The following is a 20,359-nucleotide window of genomic DNA, read 5'->3' on the forward strand; positions in this document are numbered from 1 at the left end:
TATTTGCTGCTTCATATCAAAAAACATAATTGAAATTGTGTATGCTAAAAATTTTATATGTTAGCACCTACGTTAATAATTATCTCAATGATTCATATCACTGTGGAACTTCATATGCAGCGATGTACGATTGTATCAACGCTGACATGTTTATTCATTTCAACTTTAATCACGGTATCGTTGATTCAAATTAAACGTCTTAAAAAGGATAACAACTTAAATCAAATATGATAATTCAGGATATTGACGACCTAATAAATCATGTAGTTCACAATATTTATGGTAGAGTGGTTTATAAGCTTGAACTTTTTGGATTTCAGGTTCTTGTATATAAGCTATAGGTTGCTTCATAGATAATGCCGCCTCTTTTAATGTACTATATGCATTCCCAACATTTGCACCTAACATCGCTGCACCTAATGCTGAAGCATTAGATGAATCTATGACGACAACCCTTTTATTTAAAACATTTGCATAAATTTCAACGAGTAATTTACTCTTTTGTGGGATACCACCAGACGCATACACTGTATGAACAGGAATATGATTATCTTCAAATTGTTTCATAATTAATTTTGTTCCAAATGCTGTAGCTTCAATATATGCTCGATGAATCATTTCATACGGTGTTTGAAGTGTAAGACCAAAGATACTTCCAGTTAGATGACTATTACTAAGTATACTACGATTTCCATTCAACCAATCTAAAACAACAACATGTTGTTCTTCTATTCTAATGTGACTTGCTAATTCCTCTAAATAGTTAAGCACAGGCATATGATGTTCATTTGCTTGATCTACAATATGTTTAGGTGCTTGGTTCTTTGAGTATTCAAACAAATCACCGACAGCTGGTTGACCAGCTTCATAGGCATATAATCCAGGTATAATAGCATTTTTAACTGAGCCAGTTATTGAAGAAATGGGTACTTGTCTTGAATCTAGCATGAGATGACAAGTACTTGTACCAATGACTGCAGTGAATTCTCCAGCTTCTATTGCCCCAACACCTAAGACGCCAGAATGTGCATCTATGATAAAAGGTGAAACCTGGACATCTTGAGAAAGCCCCCATATTTGTTGATAGTCTTTACATAAACGACCTGCACTTTCTCCAATTGATATGATTGGCGCTTCACATTTTTCTTTGACGATTTTAGGTAAATCAGGATCCACGCTATGGAAGAAGTCGTAATTAAATCCAGCTTCATTGTCCCAAAAACCTTTAAAACCAATACCACAATTTGATCGTATATTTGAATTTGTTAGTATACTAGTGATGTAATCTCCAGCTTCCATTATATACCGTGCTCTTCTAAGTATTTCTGGTGCTTCATGTTTAACTTCCAGGATTTTCGGTATCATCCATTCGCTATTTACGCTTGAGCCATAATAATCTAACCAATTTTTATTCTTACTCATCTGAATCATATAGTTTGCCTCATCTTGAGCTCCATGATGTTTCCATAATTTTACGTACGCGTGTGGATTTGTCTTTAAATCTTCATGACGATGAAGCGGTTCAAATTGTTCATCGAGAAAGATAATTGTACTGCTTGTAAAGTCGACTCCAATTCCAACCACATCGTTTTTATTAACTTTACTATCTTCTAATACAAATTGAACGCCTTGTTCAAGAATTTGTAAATAGTCGTCAGCATTTTGTAAGAAGTAGTTTTCAGGTAACGGTTTATCATATAATGAGTTCATATAAGTTCCGTTCGCATAGTCTTCCTCATATCTTGATATGATATGTCCGTTGGATGTGTCAGCTAATATCACTCTTCCAGAAGCGGTTCCAAAATCAATTCCTATACTATAACTCATGTGTATGCCTCCTATATATAGCGTAATTGTAATAAATCATATTGTTCTGAGTCGACGATTTGATGTTTAAGTATAGTTTACATGAATGTAAGTGTTTACAAAAATGATAATTATATTTTCGAATCATCTTACATACAATTTATTTACGTTAATTGCCGAAATCTATGGAATATTACAAGAAAAAGTGTAACAATATGTAAGTGAAACACTGCTGATAAAAGTTGAATTTAAAAAGTCTTATATTGCTATTTTCAAGTATAAAGTGTTTGATATGTTTAGCCAAAAAGCTACCCCTTTATGGCAGACATCTTAAAAAATCAGGGGATTGAAAGTAATTTAAGACTTTAAACGTTCTTCTATTTAAAAATTTGTCCAATTAAAAGCAGATGTTCTTATATCATTATTAACTTTTAAATCAATCGCGAGGCTGGCGATTATAAATACAACTTAAATTGATATAAGTAAGTTATTATAAACACTGTTAAATAAGGTGATGAGGGAATTAGGACAGGTGTGGTAGAGGTTTTAGTCATTGAAATATAGTTAGAGGAGCGTTAATTTTACAAGGTTGAAAGGGAGATTATGTAATGATATCTAAAGTTGAACATCAAAGACACGGTTTAGATTTAATTAAAATTGATAATGACGATACGAAAATTGTATTTACAAACTATGGTGCAAGAATTGTTTCTTGGAAATACCATGATAACAATATCGTTTTAGGGAATGTAGTAGAAGCGGATGAATTTTATTTTGAAGAACCTTTTAATTTTGGTGCTACGATAGGTCGCTATGCGGGTAGAATTGAAAATGCATCATTTAAATTAGATGATGATACTTTTCAATTAGAATCAAATGATGGTCAACATCATTTGCATGGGGGCAGTCATGGATTAAATAGACGTATTTTTGATTATGAAATAGTTGATGATATTGGACAAGTAAAGATTATATTCACAACAACGATTAAAGAAGAAGAGGACAATTATCCTGGAGATATGATGGTAAAGGTTATTCACACTTATGATGCCAATCATCGATGGTCCGTACAATATGAGGCAAAATCAACAAAAAAAACAGTATTTAATCCTTCAAATCATGTTTATTTTAATTTGAATCGTGATAACAATGTTGTCTATAACCACTGTATAAATAGTTCAGCATTAAAAATGTATATGTTAAATAATAAACATATTGTTAAAGAGGGGCAATCTCTTGATTTACATCGATTATTGGATACAAATAAAGTCTATTTAAAAGATATTTTTGAAAGTGACAATGAAACTTTGCAACAACAAATTAATCATTATAATGGCATTGATCATCCTTTCGAATTTGGTGGAAATGAGCTTACCATTGATAATTCTGAATTTGAACTTAATATTAAGACTGATATGCCTCATTTTGTAATGTTTACGTTTAATGATCCACAAGTTTGGAACAATGATTTTAATATTTATAAGGCGCATTCTGGATTTTCCATCGAAACTCAATATATGCCTAATGATATAAATATGTACGGCGCCAAAGCTCAGTCTATTTTAGAGGCAGATACATTATTTACATCTAAAACAAGTTTTCAAATTCATGAAAAGTAGTATTGATGATTATCATCATTCATTGCAATACATATGAGAGTCTGAGCTTAAAAGTTTCAGACTCTTTTTAAACTATTTATCGTCAGATTTAATGAATTTTCTATTTTCGGCACGCGTTTTCATTTTCTGTAGTTTTTTCTTTCGATCAGGTGAAAGATAAGGATTTCGAAGTGCATGATAGATTAATCTTAAATTATTTCGCTCATTATAGAATAGATGATTTAAGTCTTTCACAGATAGACGTGTGTTTGATTCTGCCTTTTTAATGAGTTTTAAATTATCACTCTGATGTACATATCCTTCTTTTATAACTCTAAAATAAAATCCAGTTTTACCAGATTGCGACATTTTTTGAACTAAATTAGGTATTGCATATTTAGCTTGAATTTTCCAACAAGGTTCTCGTATATCTGATACTTCTATGATTGTATCGCCTAGTTGATACTGATTACCAAAATAAACATCTGCTTCATCTAGATGTTCAACTGTCAAATTCTCTCCAAACATTGCAAATTCAGGTAATTGATCTAAGTCATCTTTAAATAATTGATAATTAGATTTACTAAAACAACATATCGCTTTATGTATACCACCATGGTTATGATAGGCTTGTTCATCGTCCACGAACCCAAGTCGATTGAGCCACATTTGACCTTTAAAAGGAATTTTGTTTAACGCTGATTGCATTGGTTTATAGTTTCCATAAGACAATGTTTCTATTTTGCCAATAGATATGGCATTCACTTTAATCATGTATATCACGACCTTTTAATTTATAAGTTATTATCAAGTGTTGATATAAATAGTTTAACAATAAAATGAAATGATTAATATGAAATAAAAAATGAGGTATGTTAAAAATTTGAATCTCATGTAGAATATAATTAGATACTTTTATGAAGAGGAGAGCAACGACACATGAAAGATGCAAAAGAGCTAAAATTGATGACCTTAGAAGATGTACTTAGTCAAATTGAAAATGGTATGACAATCGGAATAGGAACAGGGAGCACAATTGAATTATTAATTCCCCAAATTGCTGAATTAATTCAGCAAAAGAATTATACAATTACCGGCGTCTGTACTTCTAATAAAACAGCATTTTTAGCTAAAGAATTAGCTATGAATATAGTTGATGTAAATGATGTTGAGAAAATCGACTTAGCAATAGATGGCGCTGATGAAGTAGACAGTGCGCTTAACCTTATTAAAGGCGGTGGTGGAGCCTTATTTAGGGAAAAGGTCATAGATGAAATGGCTGACCGATTTGTCGTTGTTGTAGATGAAAGTAAACTCGTCAACTATTTAGGAGAAACATTTGCATTACCAGTTGAAGTCGATAAATTTAATTGGTACCAAGTTGCCAAAAAAATTGAGCGTACTTATGATATTCATGTAAGCAGAAGAGTTAATGAAGATGTACCGTTTATAACCGACAATGGTAATTACATATTAGATTGTTCATTGCAAAATAGAATTCCTGCTTATGAGCTACACGAATTTTTAATTCATTTAACTGGCGTTCTTGAAACAGGATATTTCCTCGATATTGCCGATCAAGTAATAGTAGGAACACAAGAAGGCGTAAAAATATTAAATAAAGAAACTTAGCAATTATATTAAGCTAAAATATTAAACTGAGATAAAGCATTTGTGTGTTTAAGTGATTAAGTTACACAAACAATACATATTAGAGTTGTAAAGACATGAATGACATACAATCTTATCATATTCATTGAGTCCTCCAATTTGTAATAAAGTTAGTTCAATAACTGATTTGTGCTGAACTCCGAAAATGTAAGATTGTATGTTAATTTTTGTTTTCTGTGTTATTGATTGAGGCAAGCATTTATATTTTGTTTAAATTCAATTTTGTTATAAACGTTAATATCAATTTATCTAATTGATGTAAGACATTAACTAATTTTTTAAGCAAAAGTTTACTTAGTGTTTTAGTAATAATTTTTGAAAAAATAGCTAGGTCTTTAGCTGGGGTAAAAGGAGGTTTTATTTTGAAAGTTGTTTTATATTTCATTTACTTTTTCGTTGCGTTTTTTGTTGTAGATTCTTTAATTAGTTTGGTATTTCCAATTGAATTTGATGTGTATACAAATTTAATTACTGCATTCATTTTTGCAGTTTTTATGACACCACTATTATTTGTATTAAAACAAGACAAAAACAAAAAATAAAATAAACATGTATAATGGAAAAATTGATAGATATTGAGAAGAATATTTAAACGTAAAAATGTTATGGTGTTTGAATATTACGATTAATAAAGTAATATGGAAAAATTAATATCCTGTTAATGCAAACCCTAATAAGTAAATTAAGATTTTAAATGCAAAAGCAGTTATCATCTCAATAGTTCTAATGAAACGCAATAAATTATTTTTAATCAATATAGCGAATTTATATTGATTATTATTTAAATTGATAGATATGAAAAAGCCAGTCCAATGATTAAGGTGTCGAACGTAATCACTGGACTGGCTTATTTATACATTTTAATACTAAAAATAAAGAGTAATACTAAAATCAAACTTTTAGAATGCGAATCATTAACACAGGATTTATTTTAAAGTATCAATTATTAATGTGATTTATCTGTGTCGGCTTTATGATCTTCAACTTCGTGAATTTCATCTTTAACATCGTTGACAACAGATGAGTGTCTATCTTCGGTATAAGTTGAATGATCTTTAATGTTATCATTGTGAGTTGTATCCGTTTCTTTATTAACTGAAGAGGCGTCTTCTTTATAATTAGAAGTAGTAAGTGCATCGTCACTCTTATTAGGTTTCTTTGATTGATGTTTGTCATTATCAATATCTTGTTGCTTTGTTTCATCTTTAGATGATACATCATGATTTGAAGTTGAAGAGGCGTCTTCTTGACTTGGTTCTTCATCTTGAATATGAGATAAATAATTATTAGGATCAACTTCGTCTAAACTTTGTTTCGTCGTTTTATAAACAATAGCACGAATGATTAGACTAATAATAATAAATGAAACACCCACAATTGTTGTAGAAAGTGCGATGACTTTCATTGAGAAAAGGTCGCCTGTTTCTTCACTAAATAAAAAGACGAGAGCAAAAGTCATGGATGCGTGAAAAGCAGTTGCAATATAAATTGTACGACCATTAGTAGCTCTAATTAATTCACCAATAATCATTGAAAACATGAATGTATATAAGAAATGGTATCCGGCGTATTCTACACCATATGTCGTGTTAGCTGTAAATACTGAATAAATAAGACCAACGACAATACTCGCAAAAAATGTGTTCATTCTTGTTTCAAGAATATTTTGTAAGTAAGAACGGAAACCAAACTCCACTACAAAAGCCATTAAAATATGACCAATTAATATAGTTAATAATGATACTGATAAATCTGAAGTTTGTAATAGGATGAAACTATCAGCATAAGTATTAAAGCTAAACAAGCCAATCATTAAAATGATAAGTGGTAGAATGAGTGCTAAAAGTAGACGCTCAATCACTTTTAAACTGATAGAAAATTTCAATCCTGCTAATTGTTCTTTTCTGTGCTTAAATACTAATATGCACACAATTGCAGCTATGAAAGGAGCTAAATCTTTAATACTAAAGACAAAACGTTTCACTCCGATAGTCGCTTGAAAATCTCTGAGTATCACGGACAATGCCATTGTGATAACGAAAAATACAAAGACCATCATAGCCCATTGGAACCCAGAAAATCTAGAGTTTTTCATTGTATGTAACCTCCATTAGGTAACAAGCTTAAATTGATTTATTTACAATTATACATCTTACAAGCATATGTTTAAATTGTCTATTTTAATTATAATCAAAATGTAATAGTCTTGAATCATTTTGTTAGCTAATCGTAAATAATTTTATCATTATATGGGTATGTTAAAAGAGCAAGCATTGATTAAGAAAAAGTCAATAGTTATACTTTAATTAACTTAACTGATAAAAAATCAAGGGGGATATATCATGTATCAACTTGCACAATCTAATCTATGGACAGGTCGTTTAGATAGTGAAACTGATCCTACACAATTTAGACACTTCCAAACTGTTAAATTCGGTGATTTAAGTCAATTAGATTTTTCGGATGAACACAAAGGCGTGGGCTTATTAGGATATGCAATTGATAAAGGAGTAGAATTAAACAAAGGACGTGTAGGTGCAAAAGAAGGTCCCAATGCCATTAAGCGAGCTTTTGCTGGATTGCCAGATTTGAATCAATGTGAAGAGATTATAGATTATGGTAATGTAGAACACAATCATGAGTTGCTAATAGATACACAGCGCGAATTCGCAGATCTTGCTGCTAAGTCTATCAAACGACATAAACAAACATTTTTACTTGGTGGCGGTCATGATATAGCATATGCACAATATTTAGCTACTCGTAAAGTTTATCCTGAGTCGTCAATAGGTGTGATTAATATAGATGCGCACTTTGACACACGCGATGAGGGTTATTCAACCTCTGGTACTAGTTTTAGACAGATTCTAGAAGAAGATGATAATGCAGATTATTTAGTGTTAGGTATATCTCAAGGTGGTAATACACAAGCTTTATTTAATTATGCTAAAGAAAAAGATATTCAATTTGTATATGCAGATGAATTACTACATCAGGTATCTCCCCCCATTAAAGATATGATAGAACGTTTTATCCATAATCATGATACGGTTATGTTCACAATTTGCATGGATGTAGTAGATAGTGCATTTGCACCAGGAGTCAGTGCACCAGCTGTCCTAGGAATATATCCACATACAGTTTTCGAACTTGCTAAACGGGTCATTCCAAGTGAAAAAGTAAAATCTATAAGTATAGCTGAAATGAATCCGACGTATGATTCAGATCAAAGAACTGCTAAATTAGTTGCTAATTTAGTACATCATTGTTTAATTTAAAGTTAGAAGTCGTCATGTAAAAATTTAATAATTTTAGATATATTTAGTTTCAAAATGCCTGTGATATTCGTTGATGTCTCGGGCATTTTAACATGTTGACAGTTTATGACTGAATGAGAAATAGCGTGTTAATCACTAATTAAAATGTCACACTTGTTGTCGTAATCGTACTAACCATTTATTGTGAAGATTGTTCATTTTAATATGAAAGAGAATTTTTAATGCATTTTTATCATATATTCCGATAAGCTAGGCAGTAATTAATGATAAATGTGACTGTTTAAAAATGTTTTCGCTTTTTTAAATAATTTTAATAAACTAGCTCTCAAAAATGTTGAATATTTAGAATTTTCCGATAAAATGTTAAGATACTCTTAATAAAATTGACAATTAAGTTAATTAAAAGAATGATAAATCACTAGTTAAGTATATGAATAAATTTGAAGTGTGAGAAAGGGCTGAGCGATATATGACAAATTATTCTACTTATGTAGATTGGAGAAGAACGTTTCATCAATATCCTGAACTTTCAGATGAAGAATATGAAACTACAGAAAAGTTACGAAAAATACTCAAAAGTTATGGTATACGTATACTGGAGGTACCTTTAAAAACAGGTTTAGTAGCAGAAATTGGGCAAGGAGAGGAAATGATAGCAGTAAGAACAGATATTGATGCTTTGCCTATAGAAGAACAAGTGAAGCATGAATTTACATCAAAGTATCAAGGTGCAATGCATGCATGTGGTCATGATATTCATATGGCAAGTATATTAGCTACTGGTATTCAACTAAAAGAGATTGAAGATGAATTAAATGGACGCGTTCGATTAATATTTCAACCTGCTGAAGAATTAGGACATGGTGCATTTGAAATCATAAATACTGGAGTACTTAAAGGAGCTAAAGCAGTACTTGGTTTTCATAATTATCCCACTTTAAAAGTTGGTGAATTTGCTATTAAATCGGGTGCAATTACCTCTGCTGTCGATCGTTTTGAGTTTAATGTTAAAGGTAAAGGTGCGCATGCTGCAAAACCTGAGCAAGGAAATGATCCAGTCATCGTCGTAGGACAACTTATCAATAGTTTACAAACTATTGTGAGTCGAAATTTATCAGCTTTTGATAGTGCAGTTGTAACAATCGGTGAAATTTCTTGTGGTAACACATGGAATGTTATAGCTGACAAAGCTTATATACAGGGCACTGTTCGTTCATTCGATGAGGATATACGTCATTATATTGAAAATAGGATGAAAAATATTGCTGATGGTTTAAGTCGTGTTTTTAATGTGGATATTGATTTAACTTATTCAAGACTACCTGGTGCAGTAGTAAATGATGCACATCTAACACAAGAAGCAATCGAGGTCGCTAAAAATGTTGGCTATCATGTATCAATGCTCGATGAACCGGTTACTATTGGAGAGGATTTTTCAGGTTATACAGAAGAATACCCCGGTGTTTTCGCATTTATTGGCTCCGACAGTAAATATGATTTACATCATCCTAAATATCATCCAGATGAGCGTATTTTGGAAAAAGTTCCTCAATATTTCGTTCAGCTCGTTCAACGTTTATTGACATAATTTTATAAATTGAAGTGATTTCAGATTTTCTATGATTAAACGTACATGATAACTGGGTATACAGAAAGCATTAAATGAATTAGGAGATGATTTGAAATGTCAGCTCAAGATCCGCGCAATAAATTTAAAACTGATAATTATGAAAAACAAGAACAAGAAGTTCCAGGTATACAAGCTAAAATGTCACCACAACCAGATTGTGGGGAAGATTCTTATCATGGCCACCATCGATTAGATGGCTTTAAAATACTAGTGACTGGTGGCGATTCAGCAATTGGACGTGCGGCAGCAATTGCTTATGCTAAAGAAGGTGCAGATGTAGCGATTAATTATTTACCAAGTGAACAACAAGATGCCGATGATGTAAAACAGATTATTGAAAATGTTGGGCAAAAAGCTATCTTAATTCCTGGTGATATTAGAGATGAACAATTCAACTATGACATGGTTGAAAAGGCTTATCAGCAATTAGGTGGTTTAGACAATGTAACGTTGGTTGCTGGTCATCAACTTTATCAAGATGAATTATCGGAGTTTAAAACTCAAGATTTTACCGAAACGTTTGAAACGAATGTCTATCCGGTATTTTGGACAGTCCAAAAAGCGCTTGAGTATTTACAACCAGGAGGCTCGATTACAACAACATCTTCAGTTCAAGGTTATAATCCTAGTCCAATTCTTCATGATTATGCTGCAACGAAAGCTGCAATTATATCTTTAACAAAGAGTTTTTCAGCCGAACTTGGCCCTAAAGGTATTCGTGTTAACTGTGTTGCACCTGGACCGTTTTGGTCACCACTTCAAATTGTCGGTGGACAACCACAAAGCGCTATACCTACTTTTGGACAAAACACACCGTTAGGACGTGCCGGCCAGCCAGTTGAATGTGCTGGGACATATGTGTTATTAGCCTCTGATGATGCAAGTTATATTACCGGTCAAGTATATGGTGTGACTGGTGGGACTCAAATAGATTAACTTAACTATAGCATGTTGATTAGTATATATTTTTCGAAGTGAAAGCACGACGAAGGTGCTAAACATCATACAAACCTATACAGTTTAATATAAGATTTGTTTATGATAATAAGCGCCTAGGACAAATATCAATGTCCTAGGCTTTCTTATCTTATAGGCTAACAGTGATTCAATTGAATATACGATCTTCTTTAACTTTTTATTTATAATTATGTCTGCAAAGGGACAACAATAGTTAAATAGTAAATTTTATATTTTTAATAAAAATTGATTGGATTGATTGATAGTGAAAAAAATAAAAGCTGAAACACTTTCAGATATGCAAAATTATAAATTACTTAGTGGAAGTATTATACCTAGGCCGATAGCATTTGTAACTACTCAAAATTTAAAAGGGGATATCAACGCAGCCCCGTTTAGTTTTTTTAATGTAGTTAATCATACACCACCTATGATTGCAATTGCTGTTCAACGTACAAAGGGAAATAGAAAAGACACCTCAATAAATATAGAACAATCAGGTGAGTTTGTAGTGCATATTACTGATGAGGCTATTGTTAATGATGTGAATGAAACTGCTGCCCCGTTAGAATATGGTGTTAATGAACTTAAAAGAACCTCTCTAAGTATGATTGATTCAGATTTAATTAAAGTTCCAGCAATCAAAGAAGCAAAAGTAAGGTTTGAGTGTAAGCTTCATCAAATAGTACAATTGGGCAACAAAGATAACGGGAGTGATTTGATAATTGGTGAAATTGTCGTGTACCATATCGATGAAGAAGTTTATTTTGAAGATAGTAAAATTGATGCAAATCAATTAAATCCGGTAGCTAGGTTAGCTGGAAATGATTACTCTTTGTTAGGTCAAACATTTACGGTTAATCGGCCTACCTCATAAAAATAAAAATACATATGTAAATCTCATTTTAAGGGTGTCATTGATGAAAGCATATCTATATAAATTCATGCCATTGCTCATTTTCGTCATAGGACTGATTATCTTTTACGTTTTTAATGATTATCCCACATTGATACATGTCATAGTGATTATTGCTTTTATAACGAATGGATTGAAAAATGTATATTTTGTTAATAATAATATTAGAAATCATATGATATGGGTGAGCCCTAAACTCGATCGTATCCTTGGTATGATTTCGGGCATACTATATTTTGGTATTTACGTGGTTGGCTTTATAAAGCAACAGCCTTTATGGATAGTGATGCTTATTCTAGTATCAACAGTGGGTACTGCGGTTTTATTAGAAACAAAATTACATATTACATCACTTCAATTAGAGGAGACGTTATCATCTGAACGGATAAAACGTAAAGTAATATCAAGACATAAAGCACAACGTCTTAAGTGTATATTTTTTACTGTGATTGTTGTAGTAATCATTTCAATGCTCATATCATTATATTTAAAGTTGATGGTTATTTTTGGACTTGCAGTAACGATTTTTATCTTAGCATCAATAAGTGTGGCTATTTTCGAAAAATACTTTACTATTATTGAAAATATGTAAACTATTATTAAAATATTTAAAATAATAAGTGTTGACGTTATTGCAAATATCTTGTAACGTTAAACACAATTCAATAACTTATCAAGAGAAGTGGAGGGACTGGCCCAAAGAAGCTTCGGCAACATTGTATCATGTGCCAATTCCAGTAACCGAGAAGGTTAGAAGATAAGGTTAAACACGACGTTAACTGAGACTGGGGCATGATTACGTGTCCTGGTTTTTTATTTTTGAGTTATTGATTAAATAGATAGGAATTTTTTAGTATAAAATCTATCAATCCATTATACGGGAAAGTAGGTTAGATTATGAAAGAGATGAAGAATGGCAATGCTTGGGCATTAATTCCTTTATTGTTATTTGTCTTACTATTTCTAGGTGTTGGTATTATTTCTGGTGATTTTACCACTATGCCATTAAATGTTGCTATTACAATTACTGTTATTGTTGCCTTACTTATGAACCGCAAGGAAACTTTTGCAAAAAAAGTAGAGGTATTTACAAAAGGTGCAGGTCACTCTAATATCATTTTGATGATGCTTATTTTTATCCTTGCTGGAGCTTTTTCGACGACTGCTGAAAAAATGGGAGGCGTGTCATCTACAGTTAATTTAGGCTTATCACTTATTCCTCAAAATCTAATAATTGTTGGGCTATTTATTATTTGTATGTTTGTATCAATTTCAATGGGGACTTCTGTTGGCACAGTTGCAGCTATTGCACCAGTAGGTTTTGGATTTGCACAAGCAACAGATGTACCAGCTGCATTAGCCATGGCAACAGTTGTTGGGGGAGCGATGTTTGGTGATAATCTATCTATGATTTCTGATACCACTATTGCAGCAGTAAGAACACAAAAAACAAAAATGAGTGATAAATTTAAAGTCAATTTTAAAATTGTACTACCAGGTGCGATTATTACAATCATCATTTTATTCTTTTTAACAAATGGTATTTCTATAGATCATACTAAAAACTATGATTATAATTTAATTAAAGTCATACCATACTTATTAGTTTTGATTCTTGCGTTAGTTGGTATTAATGTAATTATTGTATTAATAGGAGGTACTGTATTAGCCGGTATAATTGGACTGATTGATGGTTCTTTTGGTTGGAATGGCCTTTTAAATGCTATTTCTAAAGGTATTATCGGAATGGAAGATATTGCTATGATTGCATTGCTTATAGGTGGTCTAGTAGGAATTATCCAACATAATGGTGGTATTGATTGGTTGCTTAATTTTGTAAGGTCAAAAGTAAAATCAAAGCGTGGTGCAGAACTAGGTATAGCGAGTTTAGTGAGTGCAGCTGACATTTCAACAGCAAATAATACAATTTCTATTATTATGGCTGGACCATTAGCTAAAAATATTGCTGATGAATATGATGTCGATCCAAGGAAATCAGCAAGTATATTAGATATCTTTGGTGGGTGTTTTCAAGGATTATTACCATACAGTCCACAAGTGATTTCAGCAGCAGGTGTAGCCGGAATTTCCCCATTCCTAATGTTACAATATAGTATTTATCCAATATTATTAGGTGTTTGTGGATTAGTAGCAATTATTTTAAGAGTACCTCGTTTAAATCAATCGTCAAAGAAATAAAATATGCCCCATAGTATATATTGACTGTCAACAATCTTATGATTGTTGACAGTTTTATAATGACTCTTTGATACACACCATCTGTATTTTATTTTTAAGTTGAGTATCAAACAATTTAGAATAACAGTAAAATATTGATAAAGACAAGACTATACACTCAATCTTGAATTTAAAAAGTTAAAAATCACTAAAATTATAAGTTTTATTTAATATAATTTAATTTTATAGAGCTCAAAGTTTGTGACCTAGCTCAAATACGTTAAAATAGTATTAAGAGTGAAAGTAGGTGAAATGAAATGGCAAAATATAATGTGGAAAATGAATATGTAGAAATCGACATTGAGAGATTACTCAAATATACACCAGAGGTCGTTTATGAGGCATGGACAAAAACAGATATCTTAAAAAAATGGTTTATGACCACTCAACGCACGAATAAATCATTTGATGCAGATATTCAAGAGGGAGGAAAGTATCGCATCATTGATAGTAGAAACGGTAAACAAAACATCATTGAAGGTACATATGAAGAGTTAGTTTTAGATGAATATATCAAGATGACGATTGGAATGCCAGGACTAAGTGAGGAAGAGGATGTCATTGAAGTAGAGTTCTTTGAAAGAGAGAATGGCGGAACTCAAATGTTCTTTTACTATCGCTCTTTTGTTGAAAAGGAAAGACGTTTAACAACATTAGAATATAAGCAAAAGAAAAAAGAATATCATGATTCAACAGCACATGGATTTGAATTGATGATTGATCAAATGCAAAATGTGATAGATGAAATTGAGGAACAGCGTCATAACTAAACTGAAAACATACTAAGATTAGCTATGAAGAAATCTATGACGATAGATTTTTTCATAGCTATTTTTTATAGTTATAGAGAGAAGTAGACTGTCCAGACTCTTGGATTTTAAATCCGTATAAAAAACAAGTCAGCTTTACTCTCGCCTTTTGAAATTCGTTTGTAGTATGTTGGGTTCTTGAAACCGTGTATAGGAAAATGAAATGAGAAAGGTTAAGTAAAGTTTTTAGCTTCTCAATTATTCAAAGGAGGTTTTTTTATCGATTACTTAGGTGTTGATATTAGTAAAAGAAGTAGTGTAGTTGCACATTATAAAAATGAAAAATTCCAAAAAGAGTTTTTCATCCAAAATAATAAAAATGGTTACAACTATTTACTCAAGTATTTGAATGACTTAGACCACCCACAACTCATTTTTGAATCTACAGGTATCTATTCAAGAAGTATGGAACGATTTTGTTGTGTAAATCAAATTAACTATATTCAAATGAATCCGTTAGAAGCCAAATTTAAAACGAGCGCTCTAAGATCATGGAAAACTGATCAGGCAGATGCTCATAAGCTTGCTTGTTTAGGACCGACGCTTAAACAAACAGACAACTTACCTATACATGAGTTAATATTCTTTGAATTAAGAGAACGCGTCCGTTTTCATCTAGAAATCGAGAATGAACAAAATCGACTTAAATTTCAGATCCTTGAATTACTCCATCAAACATTCCCTGGTTTAGAAAGATTATTTAGTAGTCGATATTCAATCATTGCACTCAACATCGCAGAAATCTTTACTCATCCAGACATGGTTCTTGATATCGACAAGGAGGTACTGATTACACATATATTCAATTCTACAGATAAGGGAATGTCAATGGATAAAGCTACAAAATATGCACTTCAATTAAGGGTGATTGCTCAAGAAAGCTATCCTAATGTCGATAGACATTCCTTTCTAGTCGAAAAATTACGCTTACTTATTCAACAATTAAAACAATCTATTCATCATCTCAAACAATTAGATGATGCCATGATTCAATTAGCACAACAACTCGATTATTTTGAAAATATTCATTCGATACCTGGTATTGGTAAGCTAAGCACAGCTATGATTATTGGGGAGATTGGTGATATTAAGCGATTTAAATCAAATAAACAACTCAATGCTTTTGTTGGCATTGATATCAAACGATATCAATCAGGTCATACACACTGTAGAGATACCATCAACAAGCGTGGTAATAAAAAAGCGAGAAAACTTTTATTTTGGGTGATTATGAATATAATAAGAGGGCAGCATCATTATGACAATCATGTCGTCGATTATTACTACAAACTAAGAAAGCAGCCTAATGAGAAACCTCATAAGACTGCCATCATTGCTTGTATAAATCGATTATTAAAAACAATTCATTATCTTGTAATGAATCATAAATTGTACGATTATCAAATGTCACCACATTAGCCAAACGTACAATCAAATATAGTTTAACACCTTATTCAAAAAAATTAAAATGAACGGTTTAGTTAAGTAATGCTTATTTTAATTATAAGTACTTGACTAATCGTAGGAAAGAGGCTGGGACATAATTCCCTAGCATAATAGCCAGTAAATGAGTTTTCATAAATTCATTTACTGGCTATTTATTTACAATACTTCGTATTGTTGGCTCGCTTTCTTATCGGACAGCTTCAGCCTGTAGTCTTCAGCTTGTCCTGTTCCCTCAAGAGTCTCGCCAAAATACTTTGTGCTTATATGTAATTTTATATTAAAATACTTTAAAAAATATGGCCCTTTCGTATAATTTAATAAATACCAATAAACTAATTTAACGAGGTGCCTTATGTATAAAGACTATAACATGACTCAACATACTCTACTAATGGAAACTTCAGTTCTTATCCCCACAAATGATATTTCACGACATGTAAATGATATTGCAGAAACAATTCCCGATACTGAATTCGATGAATTCAGATATCATCGTGGCTTAATATAAGAAAAGTAACAGCTCAACGAGTTGAAAATCATCAAAAAATTATAAAAAAGACAATTCCTATATTATTTCAATAGAAATTGTCTTTATTTACTTATCTTGGAACTTTTTGTCCCAGCCTTTTTTTAATAATTTAATTGTCAGTGTCTAAGTTGAAAATGAACCTGACAAATAGTATTTATAAATAGAGTTAGAATTGAATTCAATGATATGATGACTCACTTTCCTATGTTAATTCATGATTCTCTTTATATTCGTTATATTTTCTTAGTAGTGTTTCAAAGAAAATGTGATAGCTAATAAAACTGGAATAATCAGTACCATCGTTTAAATAGAAGGTATTGCTTGAAACATAGACATTGTAATCAGCTTGTTGTGCCAATGTATTGTCTTTCATTGTTGTTACGGAAATAAAATATTTTTGTCTCAGTTGAAGCAATTGTGTGACTTCTTTAAGTTGATGTGTTTCGCCAGAAAGTGAAATGATGAAAAACAAATCTTCTGGAATTGTCTTGTTTAACACCATCTTTAGTTCATGAACATCATGTAACAATATAATATTTTTATGCATAGTCAACAGTATACGTTGTGCTTCTTCAGCGACATTCATCTGTGCACGTCCAGTACCATATAAGTATATTGTTGTAGCATGATGCATTTTGTGAGTTAATAAACGATAATCAATACGTTCTAAATAGTTGAATGTATTTTCAATTTCTTGTTTAAATTGCTCCATAGAATCAGAAGGAAGTTGATGATTCTTACTATCTTCAAATTTTAAAAAGGATTTAAAGTCACTATAACCATCAAAACCTAGTTTACGAGTGAAGCGATGAATCGTAGCATTTGAAGCATGTGTCTGTGAGGCTAAATCTTGTATTTTCATATTTTTGCAAACATCTATATGTGTATTAACATAATGTGCAATTTGTATATCATTATCATTTAATTGATCGAAATTAGAGTTTACACGTTCATCTAAAATCATCTTAACACCTCATCACTGAAAATATTTTCTTTATATGAAAATATAATCTAATTATACAAAAATGTTTCAAAGTGCGTCAACGTCATTGTCATTATGTAAGCGTTTACTATATATTGGTAATAACTTATTAAATAAAGAGCAATAAAGATAAACATATATTAGTTATCATAATTAAGGGAAGTGGGAGGTATTCAAAAATGAATGCAATTAAACGATTTGGTAGTGCAATGATAGTACCTGTTTTAATGTTTGCTTTTTTCGGTATTGTTTTGGGATTCGCTACATTATTTAAAAATCCAACCATTATGGGAGGATTAGCTGATCAGCAAACATTTTGGTTTAAATTTTGGTCTGTTATTGAATCAGGTGGTTGGGTAATATTTACACATATGGAAATTGTCTTTGTAGTTGGCTTACCATTATCTCTTGCTAAAAAAGCACCAGGACATGCAGCTTTAGCAGCTCTAATGGGATATTTAATGTTTAATACTTTTATCAATGCAATTTTAACTCAATGGCCACATACTTTTGGCGCTAATTTAAAAAAAGGTGTAGAAAACACAACAGGATTAAAATCGATTGCAGGTATTGAAACGTTAGATACCAATATTTTAGGTGCAATCATTATCTCAGGAATAATAACGTGGATACATAATAGATATTACAGTAAGCGTTTACCTGAAATGTTAGGTGTATTTCAAGGATTAACATTCGTTGTAACAATCTCTTTCTTTGTCATGCTACCAGTGGCAGCAATCACTTGTGTTGTTTGGCCAACGATTCAACACGGTATTGCTTCAATTCAATATTTTATTGTTGCATCAGGTTATATAGGTGTTTGGTTATATCATTTCTTAGAGCGTGTACTAATACCTACAGGATTGCATCATTTTATCTATGCACCAATCGAAGTAGGTCCAGTAGTTGTTAATCATGGTTTGAAAGCAGAATGGCTTCAACACTTAAACCAGTTTGCCGAAAGTAATAAACCACTTAAAGAACAATTCCCATATGGATTTATGTTGCAAGGAAATGGAAAGGTTTTTGGTTGTCTAGGTATAGCATTGGCAATGTATGCAACTACACCAAAAGAAAATCGTAAAAAAGTTGCTGCATTATTAATACCAGCAACACTTACGGCAGTAGTAGCTGGTATTACAGAACCACTTGAATTTACATTCTTATTTATTGCGCCATTTTTATTCGTATTACATGCACTACTAGCAGCAACTATGGATACACTGATGTATGGATTTGGTGTTGTAGGTAATATGGGTGGCGGTGTACTAGATTTTATTGCAACTAACTGGATACCATTAGGAAAAGCACATTGGATGACATATGTCTTTCAAGTAGTAATTGGTTTAATCTTTGTTGCAATTTACTACTTCTTATTTAAATATTTAATTTTAAAATTTGATATTCCATTACCAGGACGTAAGAAAGGTGAAGAAGAAGTTAAATTATTTTCCAAACAAGATTATAAAGATAAAAAAGGAGATTCAACTCGCAATCATTCACCTAATAGTGAATATGAAGAAAAGGCGATGTACTACCTAGAAGGTCTTGGAGGAAAAGAAAATATTAAAGACGTTACAAATTGTACGACACGTCTACGTTTAACTGTTAAAGACGAAAGTAAAGTTCAAGAAAGTGCCTATTTTACACATAATCAAATGTCTCATGGTTTAGTAAAAAGTGGCAAAAGTGTTCAAGTCGTCGTTGGAATGTCTGTACCTCAGGTAAGAGAAGCATTTGAAAATATTGTAAATGATGATCTATCTTAGATATAAAGTAACTCCCAAAATAATTCAAATAGAGATTATTTTGGGAGTTTTTGTATTTATATGTGTAAATAAGTTATTCTTGCTCATATATTCTATCTTTCTATTCATGAAATGCGTGCTTTATGTAGCATTTTTGCTCTATAACTTGCTGATAGGATATCAATATTACGCGTTGCAATAGTTTGAAGCAGCTTTGTGAAAATCTCAGGAGGACATGTGACGCTCGCGCAATTATTATTTAATGTATAATTCACATTATGATGATTCGCAAACATATTCATAATATCGATGACTTTATCTTTAATGAAGGCATCTTGTAAACCATCGATCGCTAAATCAAAGCGTTTAATAGATTGGTAAAGTTGTTCTGAATCAAGAAGTTCATTTACACGGTTGGGTAAAAGTATTTGATAAATAGCATAATTGTGGAAACTTAAGAAACTTATCAGATAAGGTAGTTGTAGCTTGGGGAGGCTAACTTCCAATGCGAACACATTGTTTTGCTTAATGATAGAATACTGAAAAGATTCACAAAAAGTAATTTCTTTACATAAATGTATTAATTTTTTTCGCGTTGAGCGAGATTTCAAACCTGCAACATTAATGATGTAGGTTTCAAATTTATCAATCAACATATGGGGACCTCCAATCGTTAACAATATATGTATGAAAATGATATGAATGCTTATATTTTATACGCTGTTCGTTTAAATAAATTGTACCACTCTTT

At 31.6% G+C, this 20,359-nt stretch carries 20 protein-coding genes and 1 riboswitch; of the genes, 13 read left to right on the forward strand and 7 right to left on the reverse strand.

Translation table 11 applies throughout. From position 1 onward, the window contains the following. Positions 1–216 precede the first annotated feature (216 nt). Positions 217–1,827: a ribulokinase gene (locus FNL83_RS02885; protein WP_002456635.1), complete on the reverse strand. Its 1,611-nt coding sequence runs from the start codon at positions 1,825–1,827 to the stop codon at positions 217–219. A 587-nt stretch (positions 1,828–2,414) separates the two neighbouring features. Between FNL83_RS02885 and FNL83_RS02890 the strand changes: the two genes are divergently transcribed. Further along, positions 2,415–3,425 carry an aldose epimerase family protein gene (locus FNL83_RS02890; RefSeq protein ID WP_001831562.1) on the forward strand — a complete coding sequence of 337 codons (1,011 nt, stop codon included), beginning with the start codon at positions 2,415–2,417 and terminating at the stop codon, positions 3,423–3,425. Positions 3,426–3,497: 72 nt separating this feature from the next. On the opposite strand, the gene FNL83_RS02895 is transcribed toward FNL83_RS02890, so the two are convergent. Next, the gene (locus FNL83_RS02895; protein WP_001831436.1) at positions 3,498–4,178 is read right to left on the reverse strand and encodes an MOSC domain-containing protein; all 681 of its coding nucleotides are present in this window, start codon (positions 4,176–4,178) and stop codon (positions 3,498–3,500) included. Positions 4,179–4,343: 165 nt separating this feature from the next. Between FNL83_RS02895 and FNL83_RS02900 the strand changes: the two genes are divergently transcribed. Further along, positions 4,344–5,036, forward strand: a complete 693-nt coding sequence (locus FNL83_RS02900) for a ribose 5-phosphate isomerase A (protein ID WP_001831586.1) — start codon at positions 4,344–4,346, stop codon at positions 5,034–5,036. A gap of 238 nt (positions 5,037–5,274) precedes the next feature. Here FNL83_RS02900 and FNL83_RS12330 read toward each other — a convergent pair whose 3' ends face one another. Next, the gene (locus FNL83_RS12330) at positions 5,275–5,460 is read right to left on the reverse strand and encodes a hypothetical protein (RefSeq protein WP_002438420.1); all 186 of its coding nucleotides are present in this window, start codon (positions 5,458–5,460) and stop codon (positions 5,275–5,277) included. Between FNL83_RS12330 and FNL83_RS12030 the strand changes: the two genes are divergently transcribed. Next, positions 5,438–5,617 carry a hypothetical protein gene (locus FNL83_RS12030; RefSeq protein WP_001831484.1) on the forward strand — a complete coding sequence of 60 codons (180 nt, stop codon included), beginning with the start codon at positions 5,438–5,440 and terminating at the stop codon, positions 5,615–5,617. The two genes, FNL83_RS12330 and FNL83_RS12030, sit on opposite strands and share 23 nt — an antisense overlap. 404 nt (positions 5,618–6,021) lie before the next feature. Here FNL83_RS12030 and sdpC read toward each other — a convergent pair whose 3' ends face one another. Next, the gene (gene sdpC / locus FNL83_RS02915; protein ID WP_001831571.1) at positions 6,022–7,170 is read right to left on the reverse strand and encodes a peptidoglycan release complex CPBP-like subunit SdpC; all 1,149 of its coding nucleotides are present in this window, start codon (positions 7,168–7,170) and stop codon (positions 6,022–6,024) included. A gap of 247 nt (positions 7,171–7,417) precedes the next feature. Between sdpC and hutG the strand changes: the two genes are divergently transcribed. The 8 genes from hutG (at position 7,418) to FNL83_RS02955 (ending at position 16,322) form a co-directional block, all read left to right on the forward strand. Further along, positions 7,418–8,353, forward strand: coding sequence for a formimidoylglutamase (gene hutG / locus FNL83_RS02920; RefSeq protein WP_001831441.1), 936 nt, complete (start codon positions 7,418–7,420; stop codon positions 8,351–8,353). A gap of 469 nt (positions 8,354–8,822) precedes the next feature. Further along, positions 8,823–9,941 (forward strand): amidohydrolase, encoded by a 1,119-nt coding sequence (locus FNL83_RS02925; protein WP_002456634.1) that lies wholly within the window; start codon positions 8,823–8,825, stop codon positions 9,939–9,941. Positions 9,942–10,037: 96 nt separating this feature from the next. After that, entirely contained in the window at positions 10,038–10,919 is an 882-nt protein-coding gene (locus FNL83_RS02930; protein ID WP_002456633.1) for an SDR family oxidoreductase, read from the forward strand. A 286-nt stretch (positions 10,920–11,205) separates the two neighbouring features. Continuing rightward, a complete protein-coding gene (locus FNL83_RS02935) occupies positions 11,206–11,817 on the forward strand; it encodes a flavin reductase family protein (RefSeq protein ID WP_002456632.1) in 612 nt (203 codons plus the stop codon). Positions 11,818–11,860: 43 nt separating this feature from the next. Next, on the forward strand, positions 11,861–12,448 hold the full coding sequence (locus tag FNL83_RS02940) for a hypothetical protein (RefSeq protein WP_002456631.1): 588 nt from the start codon (positions 11,861–11,863) through the stop codon (positions 12,446–12,448). Positions 12,449–12,523: 75 nt separating this feature from the next. Continuing rightward, positions 12,524–12,620, forward strand: a riboswitch (SAM riboswitch). Positions 12,621–12,753: 133 nt separating this feature from the next. Next, positions 12,754–14,055: a Na+/H+ antiporter NhaC family protein gene (locus FNL83_RS02945; RefSeq protein ID WP_001831611.1), complete on the forward strand. Its 1,302-nt coding sequence runs from the start codon at positions 12,754–12,756 to the stop codon at positions 14,053–14,055. Positions 14,056–14,351: 296 nt separating this feature from the next. Continuing rightward, positions 14,352–14,864, forward strand: coding sequence for an SRPBCC family protein (locus FNL83_RS02950; protein ID WP_001831493.1), 513 nt, complete (start codon positions 14,352–14,354; stop codon positions 14,862–14,864). Between the two features lie 258 nt (positions 14,865–15,122). Further along, a complete protein-coding gene (locus FNL83_RS02955; RefSeq protein WP_080036160.1) occupies positions 15,123–16,322 on the forward strand; it encodes an IS110-like element ISSep2 family transposase in 1,200 nt (399 codons plus the stop codon). Positions 16,323–16,505: 183 nt separating this feature from the next. On the opposite strand, the gene FNL83_RS12335 is transcribed toward FNL83_RS02955, so the two are convergent. Further along, positions 16,506–16,703 (reverse strand): hypothetical protein, encoded by a 198-nt coding sequence (locus tag FNL83_RS12335; protein WP_256647372.1) that lies wholly within the window; start codon positions 16,701–16,703, stop codon positions 16,506–16,508. A 16-nt stretch (positions 16,704–16,719) separates the two neighbouring features. Here FNL83_RS12335 and FNL83_RS12035 point away from each other — a divergent pair, with 16 nt between their 5' ends. Then, entirely contained in the window at positions 16,720–16,857 is a 138-nt protein-coding gene (locus tag FNL83_RS12035) for a hypothetical protein (RefSeq protein ID WP_162139018.1), read from the forward strand. A 223-nt stretch (positions 16,858–17,080) separates the two neighbouring features. Here the strand turns inward: FNL83_RS12035 and FNL83_RS02960 are convergent, their stop codons facing one another. Further along, positions 17,081–17,842, reverse strand: coding sequence for a MurR/RpiR family transcriptional regulator (locus tag FNL83_RS02960; RefSeq protein ID WP_002438434.1), 762 nt, complete (start codon positions 17,840–17,842; stop codon positions 17,081–17,083). Between the two features lie 197 nt (positions 17,843–18,039). Here FNL83_RS02960 and FNL83_RS02965 point away from each other — a divergent pair, with 197 nt between their 5' ends. After that, the gene (locus FNL83_RS02965; RefSeq protein ID WP_002456961.1) at positions 18,040–19,629 is read left to right on the forward strand and encodes an alpha-glucoside-specific PTS transporter subunit IIBC; all 1,590 of its coding nucleotides are present in this window, start codon (positions 18,040–18,042) and stop codon (positions 19,627–19,629) included. A gap of 104 nt (positions 19,630–19,733) precedes the next feature. Here the strand turns inward: FNL83_RS02965 and FNL83_RS02970 are convergent, their stop codons facing one another. After that, positions 19,734–20,264: a hypothetical protein gene (locus FNL83_RS02970; protein WP_001830032.1), complete on the reverse strand. Its 531-nt coding sequence runs from the start codon at positions 20,262–20,264 to the stop codon at positions 19,734–19,736. Positions 20,265–20,359: the final 95 nt, after the last annotated feature.

It is taken from the genome of Staphylococcus epidermidis (genome assembly GCF_006742205.1).
Taxonomy (GTDB): domain Bacteria; phylum Bacillota; class Bacilli; order Staphylococcales; family Staphylococcaceae; genus Staphylococcus; species Staphylococcus epidermidis.